The 18,548-nt window shown below is 71.6% G+C and carries 13 protein-coding genes; 7 read left to right on the top strand and 6 right to left on the bottom strand.

The window, feature by feature from the left end:
- Positions 1-51 precede the first annotated feature (51 nt).
- The gene (locus ADK57_RS31630; protein WP_053753057.1) at positions 52-840 is read left to right on the top strand and encodes an adenosylcobinamide-GDP ribazoletransferase; all 789 of its coding nucleotides are present in this window, start codon (positions 52-54) and stop codon (positions 838-840) included.
- Between the two features lie 7 nt (positions 841-847).
- On the opposite strand, the gene ADK57_RS31625 is transcribed toward ADK57_RS31630, so the two are convergent.
- The 5 genes from ADK57_RS31625 to ADK57_RS31605 all read right to left on the bottom strand — a co-directional run bounded on the left by ADK57_RS31625 (position 848) and on the right by ADK57_RS31605 (position 7,502).
- Positions 848-1,639 (bottom strand): endo alpha-1,4 polygalactosaminidase, encoded by a 792-nt coding sequence (locus ADK57_RS31625; RefSeq protein WP_053753056.1) that lies wholly within the window; start codon positions 1,637-1,639, stop codon positions 848-850.
- Complete coding sequence (locus tag ADK57_RS31620) at positions 1,636-2,286, bottom strand: spherulation-specific family 4 protein (protein ID WP_053753055.1); 651 nt, start codon at positions 2,284-2,286, stop codon at positions 1,636-1,638. The genes ADK57_RS31625 and ADK57_RS31620 overlap by 4 nt, the downstream gene beginning before the upstream one ends.
- Positions 2,283-3,824, bottom strand: coding sequence for a hypothetical protein (locus tag ADK57_RS31615; protein ID WP_053753054.1), 1,542 nt, complete (start codon positions 3,822-3,824; stop codon positions 2,283-2,285). Before ADK57_RS31615 ends, ADK57_RS31620 begins: the two co-directional genes overlap by 4 nt.
- Positions 3,821-5,341, bottom strand: coding sequence for a GT4 family glycosyltransferase PelF (gene pelF / locus ADK57_RS31610; RefSeq protein WP_053753053.1), 1,521 nt, complete (start codon positions 5,339-5,341; stop codon positions 3,821-3,823). Before pelF ends, ADK57_RS31615 begins: the two co-directional genes overlap by 4 nt.
- Positions 5,342-5,444: 103 nt before the next feature.
- A complete protein-coding gene (locus ADK57_RS31605) occupies positions 5,445-7,502 on the bottom strand; it encodes a hypothetical protein (RefSeq protein ID WP_053753052.1) in 2,058 nt (685 codons plus the stop codon).
- Between the two features lie 343 nt (positions 7,503-7,845).
- Between ADK57_RS31605 and ADK57_RS31600 the strand changes: the two genes are divergently transcribed.
- The 3 genes from ADK57_RS31600 to sucB all read left to right on the top strand — a co-directional run bounded on the left by ADK57_RS31600 (position 7,846) and on the right by sucB (position 12,869).
- A complete protein-coding gene (locus tag ADK57_RS31600; protein ID WP_053753051.1) occupies positions 7,846-9,387 on the top strand; it encodes a leucyl aminopeptidase in 1,542 nt (513 codons plus the stop codon).
- 251 nt (positions 9,388-9,638) lie between these two features.
- Entirely contained in the window at positions 9,639-11,027 is a 1,389-nt protein-coding gene (gene lpdA, locus ADK57_RS31595) for a dihydrolipoyl dehydrogenase (RefSeq protein WP_053753050.1), read from the top strand.
- A gap of 54 nt (positions 11,028-11,081) precedes the next feature.
- Positions 11,082-12,869 (top strand): 2-oxoglutarate dehydrogenase, E2 component, dihydrolipoamide succinyltransferase, encoded by a 1,788-nt coding sequence (sucB, locus tag ADK57_RS31590; RefSeq protein WP_053753049.1) that lies wholly within the window; start codon positions 11,082-11,084, stop codon positions 12,867-12,869.
- A gap of 58 nt (positions 12,870-12,927) precedes the next feature.
- On the opposite strand, the gene ADK57_RS31585 is transcribed toward sucB, so the two are convergent.
- A complete protein-coding gene (locus ADK57_RS31585; RefSeq protein ID WP_053753048.1) occupies positions 12,928-13,608 on the bottom strand; it encodes a hypothetical protein in 681 nt (226 codons plus the stop codon).
- Positions 13,609-13,843: 235 nt separating this feature from the next.
- Here ADK57_RS31585 and ADK57_RS31580 point away from each other — a divergent pair, with 235 nt between their 5' ends.
- The 3 genes from ADK57_RS31580 (at position 13,844) to ADK57_RS31570 (ending at position 18,520) form a co-directional block, all read left to right on the top strand.
- The gene (locus ADK57_RS31580) at positions 13,844-14,467 is read left to right on the top strand and encodes a GntR family transcriptional regulator (RefSeq protein WP_053753047.1); all 624 of its coding nucleotides are present in this window, start codon (positions 13,844-13,846) and stop codon (positions 14,465-14,467) included.
- A gap of 288 nt (positions 14,468-14,755) precedes the next feature.
- Positions 14,756-17,467 (top strand): pyruvate dehydrogenase (acetyl-transferring), homodimeric type, encoded by a 2,712-nt coding sequence (aceE, locus tag ADK57_RS31575; RefSeq protein ID WP_053753046.1) that lies wholly within the window; start codon positions 14,756-14,758, stop codon positions 17,465-17,467.
- A 75-nt stretch (positions 17,468-17,542) separates the two neighbouring features.
- On the top strand, positions 17,543-18,520 hold the full coding sequence (locus tag ADK57_RS31570; RefSeq protein WP_053753045.1) for a helix-turn-helix transcriptional regulator: 978 nt from the start codon (positions 17,543-17,545) through the stop codon (positions 18,518-18,520).
- Positions 18,521-18,548 lie beyond the last annotated feature (28 nt).

Genomic DNA, 18,548 nt, shown 5'->3' with positions numbered 1-18,548 from the left:
TTATCCACGGCCGCCGCACCCGCTCTCCGGACCGCCGGGTAACCTGCGCCGGTGTCCAAGACCCCCTCCTGGCCGGACGGCCTCCGCTTCGCCTTCGGCACCCTCACCGTGCTCCCGGTCAAGGTGACCCGCTGGGACCGGGAGGCCGCCCGCGGCGGCATGCTGTGCGCCCCGGCGGCCGGGCTGGTGGTCGGCGCGGGGTCGGCCGCACTCGGCGTGTTCCTGCTGTTCCTGGGTGCGGGCCCGCTGCTCGCCGCCGTCGCCTCCACCGCCGTACCCGCCGCGCTCACCCGCGGACTGCACCTCGACGGGCTCGCGGACACCGCGGACGGTCTGGGCAGCGGCAAGCCCGCCGAGGACGCGCTGCGGATCATGAAGCAGTCGGACATCGGGCCGTTCGGGGTCATCACCCTCGTCTTCGTCCTGTTCGCCCAGGTGGCCGCGGTGTCGCAGCTCTACGGCGACTCGTGGGCCCGGGGTGCCGTGGCCGCGGTCGTCTCGGCGACCGCCGCCCGCCTGGCCCTCACCCTCGCCGCCCGCACCGGGGTGCCGGCCGCCCGGCCGGAGGGGCTGGGGGCCGCGGTGGCGGGGGTAGTGCCGGTGCGGGGTGCGATGATCGCCGCCGTCGCCGTCACCCTGGCGGCCGCGGTCGCGGGGGCGCTCTTCGGACCGTACGACGCCGTCCGCACCGCCCTCGCGGTCCTCGCCGCCCTCGCCGTCGCCGAACTCCTGCTGCGCCACTGCGTACGGCGCTTCGGCGGGGTGACGGGGGACGTGTTCGGGGGGCTCGCGGAGACGGCGGCCACCGTGGCGCTCGTCGCACTGACCCTGGGGCGGTAGGGCCTGCCTAGCAGGCTCGGCGCCACACCCCCAGTTCGTACTTCTTCAGCATCGAACTCAGCTTCAGGCTGCGGGAGTCGGGGCAGAAGCGGCGGGTCGGCAGTTCGTACTCGACGTGGAAGACGGCCTTGCCCGCCGCGATGAAGGGCTTCAGGTCGGCGCATTCGCCGTACTGGGCGCACTGTTCGTTGACCGCGAAGTCGAAGTCGCCCACCAGCTGCGGGATTTGGTCCAGGTCGTTCTTCAGGCCCACGGCCAATCCGCGGTCGTGGGCGAGTTTCGCGATCAGGCGGTTGTAGCGGAGCTGGTCGGAGGCCTTCAAGGGGAAGCCGGTGCGATTGCGGTAGCCGTCCATGTTGTCGGGCTCGACCGCGTCGAAGCCCTTGTCACGGCACATGTCGAGACGGGCCGCCATCAGGGGCTCCAGGACGTCGGTGCGGCGGATGTCGAGCCAGCGCTCGCCCTCCCAGCCGTTGCCGCGGCCCAGGACCGACTCGGGGAACTTCTTCGCGTCGGGGCGCCAGTCCTCCCAGGCGCCCGTCGAGAGGTAGCAGATCACCTTGCGGTCCTCGCGGTGCAGCGCGGCGACCGTCGACTTCGACTGGTCGAAGCCGTCGATGTCGTAGACGGGAACGTCGACGCTCGTGTCGAGGCGGCCGCTCAGCTGCCACTGCCAGGCCACGCCGGGGCGCGGCTGCCAGTGATCGCCGCTCGGCTCGTCGGCGGCGTCGTCGCCGGGATGCGTCGTGCAGGCCGCCGGCAGCAGAAGGAGGGCTGCGAGCAGGATGGGGCGTCTCACCGGGTGGGCTCCAGGGTGTGCGGCAACGTACCCCAAGGATGATCTCCCGCGCCCGGAACCGCACAGTGCACCGAGGCGCCCCTCGCGCGGGCCAGTTCCGCCAGGTCGACCCCGGCCGGGACGCCGTACACCAGGTGGCACAGCCGTACGTCGGTGGTGCCGGGCCGGGGTTGTGGTCGGAGTCGGCGGTACGACTCCCAGGTGCCCTCGAAGGTGACGAGGACGTCGGCGATCCTGGCGTACGAGGGGTCCGGCGGGGTGCCGTGGTTGAGGACCAGGGTGGTGCAGCCGAGGTCCCAGGCGGCCACCGCGAGCCTCTGATAGTGCGTGAACTCCTCGGGGCCCGCGGCGACCTGGTCGAGGAAGGCGCCGTCGGTGCCGTACCAGTCCCGGTGCCGGGTGAGGTCGCGGACGACGTCGCTGTGGGGTCTGCGGCCGTAGCCGGTGTCGGTGTAGCCGAGCACCCGGACACCCGCCGCCCGCAGCCGGGCGGCGGTCCGGGCGAAGGCCGGGTCGGGTTGTTCGCCGGGGCCGCTGGCCGGGTTGAGGACGACGCCGTGGAGGCGGGGGGCCGCCTGCACGATCGCGTCCCATTCGGCGGGGCGGACGGACGGGTGCTCGTAGTAGGGAACCAGCAGGGAGCTCATCGGTGGGCGGTCGCCCTCCCCAACAGGGCGCAGACCAGGGCCGCCTGGGTGGCCGCTGCCGTGCCGTACACGATCAGGCCGACCTGGTGCGGGCCGCCCGTGTGCGTGACGAGGGCGACGGTCTGGGCGAGGGCCGCCGCGCAGCACACAGCGGCGGCGCTGGTGACCGCGCCGAAGGACTGGAGCAGCAGGCCGGTCCACAGGACCACGCCGAGCAGGAGCAGTCCGGCCAGGCGGATGCCTGCGAGGCCCTGGGCGTGTGGCCACAGGGCCGAGGTGGCGAGGCCGAGGGCCAGCAAGGTGGCCAGGTAGCCGGACAGACACCGGACGACGGTGCGTGCCGTCGTGCGCCAGAACGCCTTCGCGGTGTCGCTGGAGCGCAGCCCGGCCAGGCCGCCGCTGCGGAAGCGGTACAGCAGCCATTCGGCCGGGCCCATGCTGAGGGTGAGTGCCACGGCGGCGGGCGCGGCGATCGCGCTCTGCTCCTCGCCGGCCAGGACGTCGCCGAGCGCCCCGTAGACGACGAGGACCCCACTGCCGAGCCCGAACAGGGCGTACGGCAGCGAGGCGGCGAGCCGGGGGGCCGCGGTGTGCTGCTTCTCGGGGGCCGGTCCGAGCGCGCCGAAGCGCAGCAGTGCGGTCAGTTGGGCGGCCAGTTGGGCGGCCAGTTGGGCGGTCCGGTCGCCGCCACCCAAGTCCCTTATGGCGGGCGCCGCTTCGAGCAGACCGAGGACCGCCACCACGGCCAGGGAGCCGAGCAGCAGGGCGAGTCTCGCCGCGTCCGGCACGGGATGGACCACGGTCACGGCCGCGCCCGCCGCCATCGGCAACAGGGCGATCAGCAGGGCACGTTCGCGGCCCATCACCAACAGGACGGTGGCCGCGCCCAGGTAGCCGGACTGGCCTGCGGCGAAGGCGATCGCCGCCGGGTGGGCCGTACCCGCGAACGCGAGGGCGACCAGGGCGCCGAGCAGCGCACCCGCCGGCGCTCCCAGGAACAGGGAGCGCCGGGCGGCGGAGCGGTCGCCCAGCCCGAGCCAGGAGTAGGCCCAATGGGCGAGGGCCTGGTTCCAGGTCCAGCCGCACAGGGCGCCGGCCAGCAGCGGGACCGTGCCCGCCGGAAGCCCGAGGTCGCCCTTCGGACCGGCGAGCAGGGGTGCTCCGAGGACATAGCCGAAGCCGGGCAGGGCGAAGACGACCCCGCGGAGCAGGCAGCCCAGGAGGCCGACCTGCCACGGGTCGTGGACCGGGCCGTCCGGCTCGGGGTAACGGCGTTCGACGCGCTCGTAGAGCTCCTCGGCGAGCGCGAAGGAGTTCTTCACGCCGTACCGCTCGCGTATCTGGTCGTCCGAGAGGCCGTCGGACTCCAGCAGGGCGGCTATCTCGTCCGGGTGGACGGCCGCGGCTATGAAGTCGTCGAGCCGCTCGGCGAGTTCGTCGACGGGGTCGGGCTGCGCCCAGCTGGGGGCGCGCTGGCGGGGGATGTACGGGAGGGTCTCCGGGCGGGCGCCCGGGGGCATCCAGATGCTTCCGCTCACCAGCCGGTTCCGTCCGTCGCGACCGCGGCGTACCAGGGATCCCGCAGTTCGAGGGTCCAGTCGGCGACGGTCTCCAGCGTGGGCTCGTAGACCTCGGGCAGGCCCGCGAGTTCCTGGTAGATCGTCCTAAAGGCGTCCACGCTGCGGCGGAGCGTGAAGCGGTCGATGACCCGCTGACGGGACAGTTCGCCCAGCTTCAGGCGGCGTTCGTCGTCCCGGAGGAGGGTGAGCGCGGCGGCGGCCATCTTCTCCGGCTCGCGCGGGGGGACCACGAGACCCGTGTCGCCGACGGCCTCGCGCACTCCGCCGACGTCCGTCGAGACCGTCGTACGGCCGCAGGACATGGCCTCGATGATGGAGAACGGGAAGCCCTCGGAGATCGACGACAGCATGACCACGTGCCCGGCCGCGTAGGCCCGCCAGACCTCGCCGATGCGGCCCTCGAAGGTCAGTCCGTCGGTCACGCCCAGCTCGGCCGCGAGCTTCTCCAGCTTGGTGTGGTACGCCTCGCCGCCTGCCGGAACGGGGCCGAACAGCCTGAGCCGGGTCTCGGGGATCTCGGCGCGGACGAGGGCATACGCGCGGAGAAGCGTTTCGAGGTCCTTGATCGGGTCGAGGCGGCCGCACCAGGTGAGCGTGGGCACCTCGGGCTCGGGCCCCGCGTGCGGGAAGGCGGCCGGGTCGACGCCGTTGTAGACCGTGCGGATCTTGTCGGAGTCGGCGCCGCCGCGCTCCTCCCAACGGCGGTTGTACTGGTTGCACGGGGTGATCAGGTCGGCGGAGCGGTAGCCGAGCGAGTTCAGCTCGCGGTAGAAGCCGAGCATGAACGCCTTGACCGGCCAGCGCTGTTCGCCGCTGCGGTAGCCGAGGTAGCGCTCGCGCAGGTAGATGCCGTGCTCGGTGAGCAGGAAGGGCACGCCGTCCAGCTTGTGGGCGGCGAGCGCCGGCAGGGTGGCCAGGCCGCTGCTGACGGCGTGGGCGACGGAGTCCTCGGGGATGCGGACGCCGAGCGGCCTGAGGGCGTGTTCGAGCAGGTCGGTCGCGGTCAGGGCGTCGTGGACGGTCGGGCGGGCGGCGGCCGTCGGCAGGTGCGGCCTCGTCCATGTCCTCATCAGGCAACGCAGCGCGGACTCGGTGCGCAGCGCCGCCGACAGGCGTCCGTCGCGGGCGAGTTCGGCGAGCTCGTACAGCGCCTCGCCGAAGTCGCAGCGGGCCTCGGGGGCGAGGAAGGAGAGCAGGAAACGCTCGTAGGACTCGAGGAGGCGCCGGCGGGCCCGGCCGAGCGGCGCGCGGGCGCGGCCGGGCCGCGGGCCCCAGGTCGGAACGGAGGTGTGCCGGTAGACGTTGGGCGGCAGCTCCCAGGTCACGGGTTCGCGGCCGCTGCCGGTCAGCGACAGGATGTGGAAGTCGACCTCCGGCATGCCCTTGACCAGCTGGTCGCACCAGGTGCTGACCCCGCCGTGGACATGCGGATAGGTGCCTTCGGTGAGCATGGTGACATGACGACCGGTGCGCATCGCTACGCGGTTCCCCCTTGTAGAGCGGATGACGTTCGGGGAACTGCGGCCCGGGGCCCCGGCTGCGGGCTCGTCGTGGCTGGTCGCGCAGTTCCCCGCGCCCCTATGGGGCGCTCGTCTGAGGCAGATTCAGCGTGACCGCGGTCTGCAGCAGCTCCGGCGTGGTCCAGGCCGAGCGCTGCCCCGCGTACGGCGTCCCGAACGCCGTGGTGCCGAGCGGCAGTTGCTTGGTGGTCCCCTCTGGTGCGGTCACCGGAACACTGGTCCCGGACGGTGCGGTGACGGTGACTTTCCCGCCGATGCGGTACGCGGTGACCTGGCCGCCCGCGACAGCGGTCTGCCAGGCGGCGCGGCGTTGCAGCTCGGTGCCGATGGCGCTCTGCGCAAGGTTCTGCACCGGGGTGTTGTCGGCGAAGAGGGCCGCGTAGCCGGCCAGCACCTTGTCCATGACCGGGTAGAGCGTCCGGTCCTCGGCCAGGTTGGACTGGTGGGCGTAGTGCGGGCGCGGGTCGTTGTTCACGACGTGTCCGAGGGCGGTGCGGGCCTCCAGCGGGACGATGTACTCGTCGTAGCCGGTGGCGGTGTCCAGCGGCTCGTCGAGGCAGGTGGACGTGGGGTTGTTCTCGCAGACTCCGCTGCCGCCGTCGGCCGCCGAGGCGTAGATCCAGTTGTACTCGTCGGCCATCTCCGCGTCGGTGCCCACGTTGTAGTACACGTTCATCGGGTAGCGCGGCACGGTCAGCGCGCCGCTGCCGACCGAACGCTGCCCGGGTTCGCGGGAGTTGTCCGAGGCGGTCCACCCGATGCCGTTGTCGGCGAGGGCGCCGGCCAGGTTCGGGTTGTCGTCGGGCTGCTGCGGCAGGGTCCTCAGGCCCGAGTGCTCGCCGGTGACCAGCTCGGAGCGGTCGAGCGGGAGGCCGTGTGCGAGCCCCCAGTCGTAGTTGTCCGAGATCTCCGCCGAGATGTCGGCGCGGCTCATGTACTGCGTCGAGCCGTCGGCGTTCTGGGCGCAGCTCCACGGCACGGTCGTGGTGTCCTGGACACAGCCCAGGTACTGGTGCGTGTAGGTGTGGTTGATCCAGCGGTACTCGGCCTTGTCGGCGAGCAGCTGGTCAGTGAGCGCGTCACTGCCGCCGTTCTCGCTCTTCCACTCCTCGCCGGAGCCGGCGTTGTAGACCATGTCGAGCGTGAAGCCGTGCTCCTGCTGCCACTGCGCCGCGTACTGCGCGTCGTCCGCGGTCATACGGATCGGCGTGGTTCCCTCGCCGTCACCGCCCACGCAGTCGAAGTCGCCGGGCGTGCAGTTGCGTTCGGTGTCCCAGCGGCTGTCGGACGCGAAGACGTCGTCGACATGGACCGCAAAGTAGTTCCTGCTCTGCCCGAGGTGTACGCCCTCGGTCAGCCATTCGACAATGCCACGGGCAAGGACCCGGAACTGCTCCTGGTACTCGTTGTAGGCGAACGTGACGACGAGTTCACGGCGTCCGTCGTGCGCGAATTCGCCGATCAGGCTGCCGCTGCCCGCCCCGGCGGGTACCGGGATGTCCACGTAACTGGTGAAGCCCGCACGGGGTTTGGCGACGAAGCCGTAGCTCTCCTGTACCGAGGAGTCGTTGTCCTCGAAGGTGAAGGCGCCGTCGAGATAGCCGAAATACCCCGCCTTGCCGGCCGTGGTGACGGCCGCCTCACGTCCGTCGAGGGTGCCGGCCCAGCCGCCCTGGCTCGTGTAGTCGAGGCCGACTCCCGGGTGCGCCCAGGTGTAGGCGTCGACCTGCGGGATGCCGTAGGTCTGCTCGTAGGTCTCCAGCGCGGTCTGTTCGGCCGAACCCGTCCCGAACGGAGCCTCGTTGGGCAGCACGACGCCCTGATACCTGGCGCGCGGAGTGCCGTTCACCGTGTCGCTGAGGAACGTGTCCGTGATGGTCGCACGGTCGGCGTCGTTCAGGTTCACCGTGGTGTACGGAATGCCGGTGCTCTCCAGCTGGGCGGTGATGGCACGGACCGGGCTGTCGCCGTTGTCCACGACCAGCACCCTGAGATCGATGCGCGGCTCCTGAGCCGCCGACGCGCCGGGTGCGCCCGGTCCCAGCGCCATGAGCCCGGCGGCCGTCAGTACGGCGGCCGTGGTTCTCCACCTGTGTGCGTGAGCGCGATGCGCCATGGGTCGTCCCCTCCCCCTGTGAATCCCCCGCCGGATCCCCGTGTGGTCGATCAGAGGAGGATCTGTGGAAATGATGCAAAGCGGCGAGGCGTGCGCTCGCCGGAACCAGGCGACTGTGACTCAGCTCACCGGCCCAGGGGATCAAGAAGTGGCCATCACGCCACCGGAAGGTGAATTGCCATGGGAATGATCGGCAGCGAGCCCGAGCGTAGGCTCATGGCGGGTATTTACCTGCCCTGGTAGAGACCCGGCCGCAAGAGGGATCTAGGGTCGGTTTTCGGGCTCGGCCGACCCACCCTTCTTCGGCCACACCGGACTTCAACGGAAGCGAGATTTCACCACCGTGACTGCTCTCACTCTCAGCACCTCCGCGGCGCCCGGCCTGCGGGCCGACGCGATCGTGATCGGTGTTGCCAAGGGCACTGCGTCCCGGTCCGGGGACCTGGTCGTAGCACCGGGCGCCGAGGCCGTGGACAAGGCGTACGACGGCAAGCTCGCCGGCGTCCTGGAGACCCTCGGTGCCACCGGCGCCGAGGGCGAGGTGACGAAGCTGCCCGCCCCGGCCGGCTTCAAGGCGCCGCTCGTGGTGGCGGTGGGCCTGGGCGCCGAGCCCGAAAAGGACTCCGGCTTCGACGCCGAGGCGCTGCGCAGGGCCGCCGGCGTGGCCGCCCGCACCCTCTCCGGCTCCAGGAAGGCCGCGTTCGCGCTGCCGCTCGCGGACGCCGCGGACACCGGTGCGGTGGCCGAGGGCGTGCTGCTCGGGGCGTACTCCTTCGACACATACAAGGAGAACGGCAAGAGCGACGCCAAGGCCAAGAACGCCAAGGGGCCGCTCGCCGAGGCGGCGCTGCTCGGCGGCAAGCCCCGCGACCGCGCCTACAAGGCGGCGATCGAGCGGGCCACCGCCGTGGCCGAGGAGCTCAACCGCGCCCGCGACCTGATCAACATGCCGCCGAACGACCTCAACCCCGAGGCGTTCGCCGCCGTCGCGCAGACCGCGGCCAAGGAGCACGGCATCAAGGTGCAGGTGCTCGACGAGAAGGCCCTGGTCAAGGGCGGCTACGGCGGCATCCTCGGCGTGGGCTCCGGCTCGGCGTCGGCTCCGCGGCTGGTGAAGCTGTCGTACACCTCCTCGAAGGCGAAGAAGCACCTGGCCTTCGTCGGCAAGGGCATCACCTACGACTCGGGCGGCATCTCGCTCAAGCCGGCCGGCCACAACGAGACGATGAAGTGCGACATGAGCGGGGCGGCGGCGGTCTTCGCCGCCGTGGTCGCCGCCGCCCGTCTGGGGCTGGAAGTGAACGTCACCGGCTGGCTGGCGCTGGCCGAGAACATGCCGTCGGGCTCCGCGACCCGGCCGGGTGACGTGCTGCGCATGTACAGCGGCAAGACCGTGGAGGTGCTCAACACCGACGCCGAGGGCCGGCTGGTCCTCGCCGACGCGCTGTGGGCGGCCTCCGAGGAGAAGCCGGACGCGATCGTGGACGTGGCGACGCTGACCGGCGCGATGATGCTGGCGCTGGGCAACCGGACGTTCGGGATCATGGCGAACGACGACGCGTTCCGCTCCGCGCTGCACGAGGCCGCCGAGGAGGTGGGCGAGCCGGCGTGGCCGATGCCGCTGCCGGAGCACCTGCGCAAGGGCATGGACTCCCCGACCGCCGACATCGCCAACATGGGTGAGCGGATGGGCGGTGGACTGGTGGCCGGTCTGTTCCTGCGCGAGTTCGTGGGTGAGGGGATCACCTGGGCGCATCTGGACATCGCGGGGCCGGCCTTCAACGAGGGCGGGCCGTTCGGATACACGCCGAAGGGCGGTACGGGGACGGCCGTGCGGACGCTGGTGCGGCTGGCGGAGCTGACCGCCGCGGGGGACCTCGGCTGAGGTCGTTCTCGATGACGGGGCCCCGCGCGCGGGTAGGGCGGGGCCCCGTCGCCTTGCCGTGGGACTTGTGGTGAGACACAAGAGTGCGACGTCTCACACACCGGCCCGGCGTCTCGTCCTGCCACGACAAGTGCGAAGATGGGGCTCGGCAGGACAGGGCCCCACCGAAGGGCCGAAGAACGAGCGGCCGGACACCAGCCGCCGACCGGTCACCGCAGACCGGCGTGGCGCACATGCATGGAGGACGTGACGTGGCGAACGACGCCAGCACCGTTTTCGACCTAGTGATCCTCGGCGGTGGTAGCGGTGGTTACGCCGCGGCCCTGCGCGGGGCACAGCTGGGCCTGGACGTCGCCCTGATCGAGAAGGACAAGGTCGGCGGTACCTGCCTGCACCGGGGGTGCATCCCCACCAAGGCCCTGCTGCACGCGGGCGAGATCGCCGACCAGGCCCGCGAGAGCGAGCAGTTCGGTGTGAAGGCCACCTTCGAGGGCATCGACGTACCCGCCGTCCACAAGTACAAGGACGGCGTCATCGCCGGCCTGTACAAGGGCCTGCAGGGACTCATCGCCTCCCGCAAGGTGACGTACATCGAGGGTGAGGGCCGCCTCTCCTCCCCCACCTCCGTCGACGTGAACGGCCAGCGCGTCCAGGGCCGCCACGTGCTCCTCGCGACCGGCTCCGTGCCGAAGTCGCTGCCGGGCCTGGAGATCGACGGCAACCGCATCATCTCCTCCGACCACGCCCTCGTCCTGGACCGGGTGCCGAAGTCGGCGATCGTCCTCGGCGGCGGCGTCATCGGCGTCGAGTTCGCCTCCGCCTGGAAGTCCTTCGGGTCGGACATCACGATCGTCGAGGGCCTCAAGCACCTCGCCCCCCTCGAGGACGAGAACTCCTCCAAGCTTCTTGAGCGCGCGTTCCGCAAGCGCGGCATCAAGTTCAACCTGGGCACCTTCTTCTCGAAGGCCGAGTACACCGCCGACGGCGTCAAGGTCACCCTCGCCGACGGCAAGGAGTTCGAGGCCGAGCTCCTGCTGGTCGCGGTGGGCCGCGGGCCCGTCTCCGCCGGTCTCGGCTACGAGGAGCAGGGCGTCGCCATGGACCGCGGCTACGTCCTGGTCGACGAGTACATGCGCACCAACGTCCCGACCATCTCCGCCGTCGGTGACCTGGTCCCCACGCTCCAGCTCGCGCACGTCGGCTTCGCCGAGGGCATCCTGGTGGCGGAGCGTCTGGCCGGTCTGAAGACCGTTCCGATCGACTACGACGGTGTCCCGCGGGTGACGTACTGCCACCCCGAGGTCGCCTCCGTGGGCATCACCGAGGCCAAGGCCAAGGAGATCTACGGTGCGGACAAGGTCGTCGCTCTGAAGTACAACCTCGCGGGCAACGGCAAGAGCAAGATCCTGAACACCGCGGGCGAGATCAAGCTCGTCCAGGTCAAGGACGGTGCCGTGGTCGGCGTCCACATGGTCGGCGACCGCATGGGCGAGCAGGTCGGCGAAGCCCAGCTGATCTACAACTGGGAGGCGCTGCCCGCCGAGGTCGCGCAGCTCATCCACGCCCACCCGACGCAGAGCGAAGCGCTCGGCGAGGCCCACCTGGCCCTGGCCGGCAAGCCCCTCCACTCGCACGACTGACCCCTCGGTCGACGAACCCCCAGACTTCCGCACTTGTAAGGAGCAACCGAAACCATGGCGGTTTCCGTAACCCTTCCGGCGCTCGGTGAGAGCGTCACCGAGGGCACTGTCACCCGCTGGCTGAAGGCCGAGGGCGAGCGCGTCGAGGCTGACGAGCCGCTGCTCGAGGTGTCGACCGACAAGGTCGACACCGAGATCCCCTCGCCCGCCGCCGGTGTCCTGGCGTCCATCAAGGTCGCCGAGGACGAGACCGTTGAGGTCGGCGCCGAGCTGGCCGTCATCGACGACGGCACGGGTGCGGCTGACGCCACCCCGCCTGTGGCTGAGGCCACAGAGCCGACGCCCGAGCCGGCCCCGCAGGCCACTCCGTCCACCGAGCAGGCCGCCCCGGCCCCTGCTCCCACCGCCGAGGCCGCCTCCGGCGGCGGCTCCGCCGAGGGCACGGACGTCGTCCTGCCCGCGCTCGGCGAGTCCGTCACCGAGGGCACCGTCACCCGGTGGCTCAAGGAGGTCGGCGACTCCGTCGAGGCCGACGAGCCGCTGCTCGAGGTCTCCACGGACAAGGTCGACACCGAGATCCCGGCGCCCACCTCCGGTGTGCTGCTCGAGATCACGGTCGGCGAGGACGAGACCGCCGAGGTCGGCGCCAAGCTGGCCGTCATCGGCGCCCCGGGCGCGGCTCCGGCCGCCGCTCCGGCCCCCGCCGCCCCGGCTCCGGCCCCGGCTGCCGAGGCCCCCGCCCCGGCCGCCCCCGCGGCTCCGGCGCCCGCTCCGGCTCCGGCCCCCGCCCCCGCGGCTCCGGCGCCCGCTCCGGCTCCGGCTGCTCCGGCCCCCGCGCCGGCCGCCCCGGCTCCGGTCGCCCCCGTGGCCGCCGCCCCGGCTCCCGCCGCCACCTCCGGTGACGACGGCGCCTACGTGACCCCGCTGGTGCGCAAGCTCGCCGCCGAGAACGGCGTCGACCTGGCCACCGTCAAGGGCACCGGCGTCGGCGGCCGTGTCCGCAAGCAGGACGTCATCGCCGCCGCCGAGGCCGCGAAGGCCGCCGCCGCTGCTCCGGCTCCCGCCGCTGCCGCCCCGGCCGCCGCCGCTGCCAGGAAGGCGCCGGTCCTGGAGGCCTCCCCGCTGCGTGGCCAGACCGTCAAGATGCCGCGCATCCGCAAGGTCATCGGCGACAACATGGTCAAGGCCCTGCACGAGCAGGCCCAGCTGTCGTCGGTCGTCGAGGTCGACGTCACCCGTCTGATGAAGCTGCGCGGCCGGGCCAAGGACGCGTTCGCGGCCCGCGAGGGCGTGAAGCTCTCCCCGATGCCGTTCTTCGTCAAGGCCGCGGCCCAGGCGCTGAAGGCCCACGCGCCCGTCAACGCCAAGATCAACGAGGCCGAGGGCACGATCACCTACTTCGACACCGAGAACATCGGTATCGCGGTGGACTCCGAGAAGGGCCTGATGACCCCGGTCATCAAGCACGCCGGTGACCTCAACATCGCCGGTATCGCCAAGGCCACGGCGGACCTCGCGGGCAAGGTCCGCGCCAACAAGATCACTCCGGACGAGCTGTCCGGCGCGACCTTCACCATCTCCAACACCGGTTCGCGCGGTGCGCTCTTCGACACGATCATCGTGCCGCCGGGCCAGGTCGCGATCCTCGGTATCGGTGCCACGGTCAAGCGTCCGGCGGTCATCGAGACGGAGGAGGGCACGGTCATCGGCGTCCGCGACATGACGTACCTGACCCTGTCCTACGACCACCGTCTGGTGGACGGCGCCGACGCGGCCCGTTACCTGACCGCGGTCAAGGCGATCCTGGAGGCGGGCGAGTTCGAGGTCGAGCTCGGCCTGTAAGCCTCAGTAGTGCATGTCGGTGCCCCGTCCGGAGTGTTCCGGGCGGGGCACCGCGCTGTCACCGGGGCGTCAGGCGCTTGTCCGACCACCCCGCCGGCGACTCCACCCACACATTGGGGACGGACAGCTTCGGCGCGGGCACAAAGCGCCGCGTCCCGTACGCCTTGAGCACGTCGGACGTGGCGTCCAGGCAGTCCCGTGAGGTGAGCTTCCCGGTCCTCGGGTCGACGCCCACGAGGAAGCCCCGCTCGGCGACGGTACGGATCATCGCCCGCGCCGCCGGCACGTCGCCCGTCGAGGAGGGCGTGCAGCGGTATCGGCTGTACGGGTGCTCGGACCTGCCCGGGTAGTGGGCGTCCCGGGACATCTCGCCGAGCATGCGCGCGTACCTCCCCTCCGCGTGCCAGGCGCCGATGTCGCCGCCCGGCGGGGTGTACAGCTCGCCGCTCGGGTTCTCGACGGCGCCGTAGACCCAGCGGTCGGTCCCGGTGATCCGGAAACCCCAGCCGACATGCCCGAACCGCTGCGCCCCGTCCGGCTTGACGAAGACACAGGCGGCGCCGGGCCCGCCGCCCCGGGCCGCACCCGCCATGCCCCTGAGCTCCTCCGTGGTCGTACCGCCCGGCTCCCCCTGCGCGCGGGTGGGCGTCTGCCGGCAGCCCGTCACCCCCACGAGCGCGCCGATCACGGCCGCCACGGCCGTCCAGTACAGCGGTCCCCGCCGTCCCCCGATGTTCATGTCATCCCCCGTCGTGCCGAGGGCGCCCCGCGCGGGACCCCCTGCCGACCGCGACACGGATCGAGGCCCCAGGGTTCCGTGTCTTGACAGAAGACGCCGAGCCGAGAGCGTGTAAGCCTTGTCTCACCTGCGCGAAAGCGCCCCCGTGCGCCCCTCCTCCAAGGGCCCGCGGCCTTATTGTCTAAACGTCAAACGCCCCCGGGGCCGATGGGCGGCCCCTCCCTAAGGAGCCCTCATGACCGCGCCCGTCGTCCACTCGCTGCGCGAGCAGATCCGCGAGCACATCGTGGAGGGGATCGTCAGCGGGCGCTGGAAGCCGGGCGAGCGGATCGTGGAGCGCCGTATCGCCACCGAGCTGGAGGTCAGTCAGACCCCGGTGCGGGAGGCGCTGCGCGAGCTGGAGTCGCTGCGGCTGATCGAGTCGGCACCCAACAAGGGCGTGCGGGTGCGGAACCTGACCGCGGCCGACCTGGAGGAGAGCTACCCGGTCCGGGCCGGTCTGGAGGCGATCGCGGCGGAGTTGGCGGCGGGGCGGCTGGCGGAGGACTGCTCGGCCCTGGAACCGCATGTCGCGGCGCTCTACGAGGCCGACCGCGCTTCGGACGGCACGGCCCAGGTGCGGCACACGGTGGCCTTCCACCGCGAGCTGGTCCGGGCGGCGGGCAACTCGGTCCTGCTGCACACCTGGGAGGGCCTGGGCATCGAGGTCTTCACCGCGCTGTCGATCCGCTGGCTGGGGACGGTCCAGCAGTCCTACGCGGAGGAGCACGAGGAGCTGGTGGCCGCGTTCCGTCGCCAGGATCCCCGGATCGCCGAGATCGTGAAGGCGCACGTGCTGGGCTGCGCGCCGCAGGCATGAGCCCAGGGCAGGACTCGCGAACCCTGAGCACACCCCCGCTCAAACGTGGCCGGACCTGCGGAAACCCACCGAAAGCACGGCACCCGGTGTCTCCGGCCGAGGCACCCCGTGCCTACTTTCTCGTGATCAAGAGGTTTTGCCTCTCAACCCTTTGATCGATCATCGATCAGCGAGTTAGAGTCGCCGACGGGCTTCCACCGAGGCCTCAGCCCTGTCCTGCCAAAGACCAAGGGCACCCCCGAACCCTTACCGATGAGGGAACCCCCTTCGACTGAGGAAGGCGGCGACATGACCGACCCCAACGCCATCCAGCCGAGCGCGCTCGACCAGCTCCCCGACCGCGACCCGGAGGAGACCGCCGAATGGCAGGCCTCACTGGACGCGGTCGCCAAGGCGGCCGGGCCGCACCGCGCGGCGTACCTGATGCGTCGCACGCTGGAGCGGGCCGAGGGCACCGGCATCGCGCTGCCCAAGCTTCTCGAGACCGACTACGTCAACACCATCCCGACCGCCGCCGAGCCGTCCGCGCCCGGTGACGAGGAGATGGAGCGCCGGATCACCGCGTGGAACCGCTGGAACGCGGCCGCGATGGTCAGCCGGGGCAGCAAATACGGCGTCGGCGGCCACATCGCCACCTTCGCCTCCGCGGCCTGGCTCTACGAGACCGGCTTCAACCACTTCTTCAAGGGCAAGGAATCCCAGGAATCGCCCGGCTCCGGCGACCAGCTCTACATCCAGGGCCACGCCTCCCCCGGCATCTACGCCCGCGCCTTCCTCGACGGCCGGCTGAACGAGGACCACCTCGACAACTTCCGCCGCGAGTCGGGCGGGGGCGGCCTCCCGTCGTACCCGCACCCCCGCCGCCTGCCGTGGCTGTGGGAGTTCCCGACGGTGTCGATGGGCCTCGGCCCGCTCTCCGCGATCTACCAGGCGCGCTTCAACCGCTATCTGACCAACCGCGGCATCAAGGACGTCTCCGCGTCCCACGTCTGGGCCTTCCTCGGCGACGGCGAGATGGACGAGCCCGAGTCGACGGCGGCACTCGCACTGGCCTCCCGCGAGGGTCTGGACAACCTGACCTTCGTCATCAACTGCAACCTGCAGCGCCTCGACGGCCCGGTCCGCGCGAACTTCAAGATCGTGCAGGAGCTGGAGGCCCAGTTCCGCGGCGCCGGCTGGAACGTCATCAAGTCGCTGTGGGGTTCGGCCTGGGACGAGCTGTTCCGGCTCGACACCACGGGCGCGCTCGTACGCCGCCTGCGCGAGGTACCCGACGCGCAGGTGCAGACGTACCAGACCCGCGGCGCCGCCTACATCCGCGAGGACTTCTTCGGCAAGGACCCGGCGCTCGCCGAGATGGCGAAGCTGCTGAGCGACGACAAGATCCTCGAGTGTTTCCACCTCTCCCGCGGTGGCCACGAGGCGCGCAAGGTGTACGCGGCCTACAAGGCGGCCGTCGAGTTCAAGGGCGCCCCGACGGTCATCCTGGCCCAGACGGTCAAGGGCCACACCCTCGGCGAGGGCTTCGCGTCGAAGAACGCCAACCACCAGATGAAGAAGCTCTCGGTGGACGAGTTCAAGACGATGCGCGATCTGCTGGACCTGCCGATCTCGGACAGCCGGTTCGTCGACGGGGTCGTGCCTTACGGCCACCCGGGCGCCGACTCCCCCGAGGTCCGCTACCTCCAGGAACGCCGCGCGGCCCTCGGCGGCCCGGCCCCGGCCCGCCGTACGCACGCGCTCGCGCCCCTCCCCGCCCCCGCCGAGAAGGCCTTCGCCTCCTTCGACAAGGGCTCCGGCACGCAGAACGTGGCCACCACCATGGCCTTCGTCCGGCTCATCAAGGACCTGGTCCGCGACAAGGAGTCCGGAAAGCGCTGGGTGCCGATCGTCCCCGACGAGGCGCGCACCTTCGGCATGGAGAGCCTCTTCCCCTCCCTGGGCATCTACTCGCCCAAGGGCCAGACGTACGAGCCGGTCGACCGCGACCAGCTGATGTACTACAAGGAGGCCCAGAACGGCCAGATCCTCAACGAGGGGATCACCGAGGCCGGTTCGATGGCCGACTTCATCGCCGCTTCCACCGCGTACTCCACGCACGGCGAAGCGATGATCCCGTTCTACATCTTCTACTCGATGTTCGGCTGGCAGCGCACGGCCGACCAGATGTGGCAGCTCGGCGACCAGCTCGGCCGCGGCTTCCTCGTCGGCGCCACCGCCGGCCGCACGACGCTGACGGGCGAGGGCCTGCAGCACGCCGACGGCCACTCGCCGGTGATCGCGGCGACCAACCCGGCCGCGCTGACGTACGACCCGGCGTTCGCGTACGAGGTCGCGACGATCGTCAAGGACGGTCTGCGCCGGATGTACGGCGAGGCGGCCCCGGGTGAGGACCCGAACGTCTTCTACTACCTCACCGTCTACAACGAGCCGCTGCCGCAGCCCGCGAAACCGTCGGGCCCCGGCATCGACGAGGGCATCGTCAAGGGCCTGTACCGGTTCAACACGGCGGAGTCGGCGGGACTCTCCCCCGCCGCCAACGCGCCGCGCATCCAGCTGCTCGGCTCCGGCACGGCCATCCACTGGGCGATCAAGGCGCAGCAGCTGCTCGCCGAGGAGTGGGGCGTGGCCGCCGACGTGTGGTCCGCGACCTCCTGGACGGAGCTGCGCCGCGACGCGCTGGAGGCCGACGCGGCCCTCCTGCAGGGCGAGGAGCGGTTGCCGTACGTCCGTCAGGCGCTGCACGGCGCCGAGGGCCCGGTGCTCGCGGTCTCCGACTACATGCGCCAGGTCCCCGACCAGATCGCGCAGTGGGTCGAGCAGGACTACTCCTCGCTGGGCGCCGACGGCTTCGGTCTGTCGGACACCCGTGAGGCGGCCCGCCGTCACTTCGGTGTCGACGCCGAGTCGATCGTCGTCGCGGCCCTGGCCCAGCTCGCGAAGCGGGGCGAGGTCAAGGCGACCGCGGTGAAGGAAGCCCGGGAGAAGTACGGCCTGTAAGACCTGAGGTCCGGTGAAGGGGTACGGCGGCCGCCGTGCCCCTTCGTTGTCGGTGGGGCCCGGCATCATGGCCGTATGCGCGCTGCCCGTCTGATCAAAATGGTGCTGCTGCTCCAGTCCCGGCCGTCCATGACCGCCGCCGAGCTGGCGCGGGAGCTGGAGGTGTCCGAGCGGACCGTCACCCGGGACGCGCAGGCGCTGTCGGAGGCGGGGGTGCCGGTGTATGCCGACCGGGGGCGGGCCGGCGGCTACCGGCTGATCGGCGGGTACCGCACGCGGCTGACCGGGCTGGCCCGCGGCGAGGCCGAGGCGCTGTTCCTGTCCGGGGTGCCGGGGGCGCTGCGGGAGATGGGCCTGGAGGACGCGGCCTCGGCGGCCCGGCTGAAGGTGTCGGCGGCCCTGCTGCCGTCGTTCAGCGACGCGTCCCGTACGGCGGCGCAGCGGTTCCATCTGGACGCGCCGAACTGGTTCAACGAGCCGAAGACCCCCGAACTGCTGCCCGCCGTCGCGGACGCGGTGTGGGACGACCGGCGGATCACCGCGCGCTATCGCGGGCGGGAAGCCGAGGTGGAGCGCGAGCTGGAGCCGTACGGGCTCGTGCTCAAGGCGGGCGTCTGGTACCTGTGCGCGCGGGTGGCGGGACAGAGCGGCGCCTACCGGGTGTACCGGATCGACCGGTTCACCGAGGTGACGGCTGGCCAGGAGCGGTTCGTCCGGGACGAGGAGTTCGATCTGCCGGGCTTCTGGGACGAGCGGGCCGAGCAGTTCGCCCGGTCGCTGCTGCGGGCCGAGGTGGTGGTGCGGCTGTCCGGGGACGGGGTGCGGAGACTGCCGTACGCCGTCGACCCCGTGTCGGCCCGGGAGGCGCTGGAAGCGGCGGGTGCCCCGGACGACGACGGGCGGGTGACGGTGACGCTCCCGGTGGAGTCCGAGGAGGTCGCGCACACGCAGCTCTCGGCGCTCGGGCCGGAGGTGGAGGTGCTGGCGCCGGAGAGTCTGCGGGCGCGTTTCATCAGCGACGCGGCCAGACTGGCCGCGCTGTACGGGACATAACAATCCGCCACACTCCACGTGCGCCCCA

The sequence above is a fragment of the Streptomyces sp. MMG1533 genome, assembly GCF_001279775.1.
In the GTDB taxonomy this organism is placed as follows: Bacteria; Actinomycetota; Actinomycetes; order Streptomycetales; family Streptomycetaceae; genus Streptomyces.
This window is presented reverse-complemented; position numbering and strand designations above follow the sequence as displayed.